Raw genomic sequence first — 4,761 nt, forward strand, 5'->3', positions numbered from 1 at the left:
GTCGCTTTGCGACTGCGCCTGCGCTCGGCAATTCGCGGCCCCGGCCTTGATCCCCACTCACACCTGCGCCATGCGCCGAACAGGCGCGAGGACGGTCCGCGACGCGACGGCATTCGCGGGGACCGCCGCGGGCGCCGTCCGAAGCCCTAGGGCGCCCGTCGGCCTCTACTTCTCGAGCGACGGCTCGCTCCCCCGCCAGCTCGGCGGCTGGGGGTCGCGGGCGGCCCACATCGCCAGGCCGTCGAGGATGTCGTGTTCAGACGTCGTGACGCCCGCAAGCTCGCCTCCGGCTTCGCGAACTCTGGCCGCCGCCCTCGCGACGACCTCGCCCCAGACGAGCGCTCCGGCGGCTATGACGTCCACCCTGCCGGGATGCATGAATCCGAGCGCCTCGCGCTCGGCGCGCGTCGAACTCAGAAACCAATCGCATGTCACAAGCGTCTCCTCGACGCTCAGAACGGTTCCATGAATGCGCTCGGGATCATAGGATCGAAGCCCCAAAGCCTTCGCCGTGATCGTGGTGACCGAGCCAGCCAAGCCGATGAGCCCCTTGGCGGCGCCGAGGTCGACGTGCTCCTCTGCGGCGTCGAGCGCCACGTTCACGTCCCTGCGCGCGGCCTCCACAGCCTGCGAATCGGGCGCGTCCGCGCCAAGGTGCCTCTCGTGCATCCGCACGCACCCGACGTCCATCGAGTACGCCCCGAGCAGCTCTCCCGACATCGTCCCCAATGCGATCTCCGTGGAACCGCCGCCTAAATCGACGGCCAGCAGGGGGCTCTCCGTTCCGCGCGGCATCCCCGAAATCGCGCCGGCAAAGCCAACCCGAGCCTCCTCTTCCCCGCTGAGAATCTGCGGGGAGACTCCCAATCGCGAGCGCACCCCTTCCACGAAGACATCGCGGTTGCGCGCATCGCGCGCGGCCGACGTCGCCGCGAAGCGAATCGACGCGACGCCGTGGGCGCGGCAGGCCTCCCCGTATTCTTCTGCGGCCGCGAAGGCTCGTTCAAGGGCTTCCTGTGCGAACTCTCCCGTCCGATCGACCCCCTGGCCTAGCCGCACCACCTTCATTTCTCGGACGAGGTCGCGCAAGGAGCCGTCCGGGGCGGCCTCGGCGATGAGCAGACGTATCGAATTCGTTCCGCAATCGATGCCCGCGACGCTCACTCGGCCCGTCCTTGAACAGACTGGGCGCCTTCGCCGCCCGACGCCGCGCTTTGGACCCCCAGCACAGTCCTTTGCGCGTCCTCGCCGCAATGGCACACGGCCGGATCCCACGCCGCGGCCCTCAAGGCGAGATCGCCGACCGGGCATACGCCCTCCCCGACGCTCATGGAGTAGGCCGCCAGGGCGTGGAGGCATTTCACGCGGTCGGGCATCCCCCCGGCGCTCACATTGGCGATCTCGGGCACATTCCCAAGGAGGCGCCTGCGCTCGATGTAATCGGCGTGCGCGGCGCGGTGGCCTGCGGCAAGGTCGGCGTCCTCGGCCAAGCGCGCGTTGAGCTCCGCCATGCGGCCTTCGGCCTCCAGACGGGACATTCCGTACACCACGCTCGGAAGCGTGAGATAGAAAAGAGTGGGAAACGGCGTGCCGTCGGGCAAACGAGGCTCGGTGACCGTCACCGCCGGGGCGCCGCACGCGCATCTCGCGCCTATTCCGACGAGGCCCCGCGGGCGTCTGCCGAGTTGGGCTTCGATCGCCTCGACGTCCCCGGGGCGAACCGGCGTCGCATGAACAGCTATGGCCGCAAGATCATCGATCACTTGCCTGCGCCGCCTTTCCCTCCGACGACGGGAACGTCGTCCACATTGTCCGCTTTTCCGCTCTGCCCCGCGATTTTCACGGAGTCCCACATGGTCGTGTACCACGGGGTGGCCGCCCTGCGCTTCCTATTGACGGACTCAACCTTCTTCTGCAGCCGCTCCGTCGCCGTGCCCTTCGAGGGATCCGTGACGACGTAGAGCGTCTGCCCGGGCATGACGTATCCGAGGCGCTTTCTGGCTTGGGTCTTGACGTAATTGTCGTCCTTCCACAGCTTCAGCTCGCGCTCAAGCTCGGCATTGTGCTCTTGGACGGAGGACAGACGCGCCTTGGCGTCGCGAAGCTCCTGCTGCTTGTCCAGGTATCTGGCGAAGGTGGGCAAGACGACGATGAGGGCGACGAGGGCGAATAGAACGACGGTGAGCATCCGCAAGGAAATCTGATACGTGCCCTTCGAACCGGGAATGACGATCGAACGCCGCGTCTCGAAGCGCCGCCTGCCCTCCTGCCCGCTGGCCCGCCGAACCCCGGGGCGTTGCGGCGAGCGCGCATTTCGAGGGTTCGCCCCTTGGCGCCGGGAGGGCCTTCCCTCTCGAATTCGGCCGTTCGACGTCGAACGCGAGCTCTCCCCCGAACGCGCGGGGGGCGCGGAACGCTTGCGGGGTCGGCTGTTGCGAGGGCGACGAGGCGCGGGCTGGCGGGAATTCATAGGAGCAATTCTACGGTCGGCCTTCCAAAGGTTCGGGCACAAACACGTGTGCCGGCCGCAACGCTTCGGAGGCGGAGCCGCGCCGATCACCGGCGCTCGGCGCCGCAGCGCCCTTCTGGGCGTTCGGGGGCTGGGCCCCGCAATCCCATCGGGGGCTGGGCCTCGCAATCCCATTGGCGGCGGGGCCCCGCAGTCCCAGAAGAGCGCCGTCACGGTCGGTCCGGGCAATGTGCACGCATCTGACATCTTGCCGCTCTGAGAGTAGAATCTGGATGTAAGCTATATCACCTACGCACCTCCGGGACCGCACCCCGGACAGTCGCTCAATGACGAACGAGTGCATGGAAAGAGGGAATATGCCCATCACCACGGACGACCTCCAGGAGCTTCGCGAAAAACTCGGGGAGCGCTTCGTCACGGATCAACGCACCATCGAGCCCTACGGCAGAGACTTGTCGTGGATGGTTCCGGAAGGCGAGCCGCTCGGCGCCGTATTCGCCGACACGACCGAAGACGTTTCAATCGCCTTGGCATGGGCGAACGCCCGCAAGGTCCCCGTTTCGGTCCGCACGGGCGGATCAGGGCTCGCCGGAGGGGCTGTCTCCTATCCGGGAGGCCTCATCATCGCCCTCCACAACATGAATCGCATCCTCGAGATCGACCATGAGAACGGGATCGCCGTCGTCGAACCCGGAATCATCAACGCCCAGCTCAACAAAGAGCTGGCCAAGGAGGGCTTCTTCTTCGCCCCCGACCCGGCGTCGGCCTCGATGTGCTCGGTGGGCGGCAACATCGCCACCAACGCCGGAGGCCTGCGGGCCGTGTGCCACGGCGTGACGATCAACTGGGTTCGCGCGCTCGAGGTGGTGCTCGCCGACGGAAGAGTGATCCACGTCGGGTCAAAGACCATCAAAAACGACTCGTCCCTCAATCTCAAGGAGCTTTTCATCGGCTCGGAGGGGACGCTGGGCGTCATCACCCAGGCCGTCATCCGCATCGAGCCGCTCAATCAGTACGACAACTACACATTCTTCGCCTGCTTCGATTCGGCGGAGGACGCCGGATACGCCACCGTCATGCTTCGGGCGTGCGAGCCTCGCCCGGTCTCCCTCGAACTCATCGACGCCCTCGGGGTCGAGCTGGTCAACAAGCGCAATCCCGACCTTCAGATCCCCCAGCCGGGTGCGGCGCTTCTGCTCGGCCAGGCCGAAGGCGAGAACGCGAAGAGGGCAGTCGAAGAGTACGCGCAGGTGTGCCGCGAATACGGGGCGACGGCCGTGCAGTTCGAGGAGGGCACGCGGCTCTTCCAGGTGCGCAGGGACGCCTACCCGGCCCTGTCGGCCAACGGCATGCAGGTGATCGGAGACGTTTCCGTCCCGATTTCACGCCTTGCGGACGCCATCCACGGAATCGAGGAGATTTCGGCTGAACGCGGCCGGAAAGTCTCGATTCTCGCCCATGCCGGCGACGGCAACATCCACCCGATCGTCGAGTGCGGCGAAGGCACCGAGGAGGCGGCTGCGGCCGAGTCCCTGCTCGACGAGATCTGCCGCATGGCAATCGGCATGGAGGGCGTGGTCTCCGGCGAGCACGGGATCGGCCACCTCAAGCACGCCGAGATCGACCACTTGCTCAGCCCCGACACGCGCTCGGTGCAAAGGGCGATCAAGCAGGCGCTCGACCCCAACAACATCCTCACCCCCGGCCGCAAGATCTGAAAGCGAGACCGGAGCCTGACTAGCAGGGGCAAAGCCTGAAAAGCAGGGCCGAGATTTGAGAAGCAGGGCCACGGCCCGAAGGCAAGGGAATGCCCCCGGAGAGTTCCGGGGGCATTCCCTTCGCATGAACGGGGCGACGTCGGTTCGTCGCCGACGCCGTCCCTTGATCGGCGGCCTTTCGGCTCAAATTCGACGTCGGCCCGCCGAGGTCAGCCCTTGTAACGCGGGAAGGAGCCGCGGCCGGCGAAAACGGCGTTCTCGCCCAGCTGGTCCTCGATGCGCAGGAGCTGGTTGTACTTGTTGATCCGCTCGCCGCGAGCCGGTGCGCCGGTCTTGATCTGGCCGGCGTTGGTGGCGACGGACAGGTCGGCGATCGTGGTGTCCTCGGTCTCGCCGGAACGGTGGGAGGTCATCGTGCGGTAGCCGTTGCGATGGGCCAGCTCGACCGCCTCGAGGGTCTCGGAGATCGTTCCGATCTGGTTGACCTTCACGAGGAGGGCGTTGGCCGCGCCGAGGTCGATGCCCTTGGCGAGGCGCTCGGGGTTGGTGACGAAGAAGTCGTCGCCGACGAGC

General features: G+C 66.8%; 4 protein-coding genes and 1 pseudogene. 1 reads left to right on the forward strand and 4 read right to left on the reverse strand.

Going from position 1 to position 4,761, the window contains the following annotated elements:
• Window positions 1-165: 165 nt before the first annotated feature.
• From ACO48X_RS10760 to ACO48X_RS10770, 3 genes are read right to left on the reverse strand one after another with little or no spacing between them, the layout of a single operon-like run.
• Entirely contained in the window at window positions 166-1,164 is a 999-nt protein-coding gene (locus tag ACO48X_RS10760; protein WP_485002083.1) for a Ppx/GppA phosphatase family protein, read from the reverse strand.
• A complete protein-coding gene (locus tag ACO48X_RS10765) occupies window positions 1,161-1,763 on the reverse strand; it encodes a DUF501 domain-containing protein (RefSeq protein WP_485002084.1) in 603 nt (200 codons plus the stop codon). The genes ACO48X_RS10760 and ACO48X_RS10765 overlap by 4 nt, the downstream gene beginning before the upstream one ends.
• Window positions 1,760-2,470: an FtsB family cell division protein gene (locus ACO48X_RS10770; protein WP_485002085.1), complete on the reverse strand. Its 711-nt coding sequence runs from the start codon at window positions 2,468-2,470 to the stop codon at window positions 1,760-1,762. Before ACO48X_RS10770 ends, ACO48X_RS10765 begins: the two co-directional genes overlap by 4 nt.
• Window positions 2,471-2,826: 356 nt before the next feature.
• Here ACO48X_RS10770 and ACO48X_RS10775 point away from each other — a divergent pair, with 356 nt between their 5' ends.
• Window positions 2,827-4,188, forward strand: coding sequence for an FAD-binding oxidoreductase (locus tag ACO48X_RS10775; RefSeq protein ID WP_485002086.1), 1,362 nt, complete (start codon window positions 2,827-2,829; stop codon window positions 4,186-4,188).
• Between the two features lie 209 nt (window positions 4,189-4,397).
• Here the strand turns inward: ACO48X_RS10775 and eno are convergent.
• A pseudogene (eno, locus tag ACO48X_RS10780) lies at window positions 4,398-4,761 on the reverse strand (phosphopyruvate hydratase); the annotation flags it as partial.

Source organism: Peptidiphaga sp. (assembly GCF_057238965.1).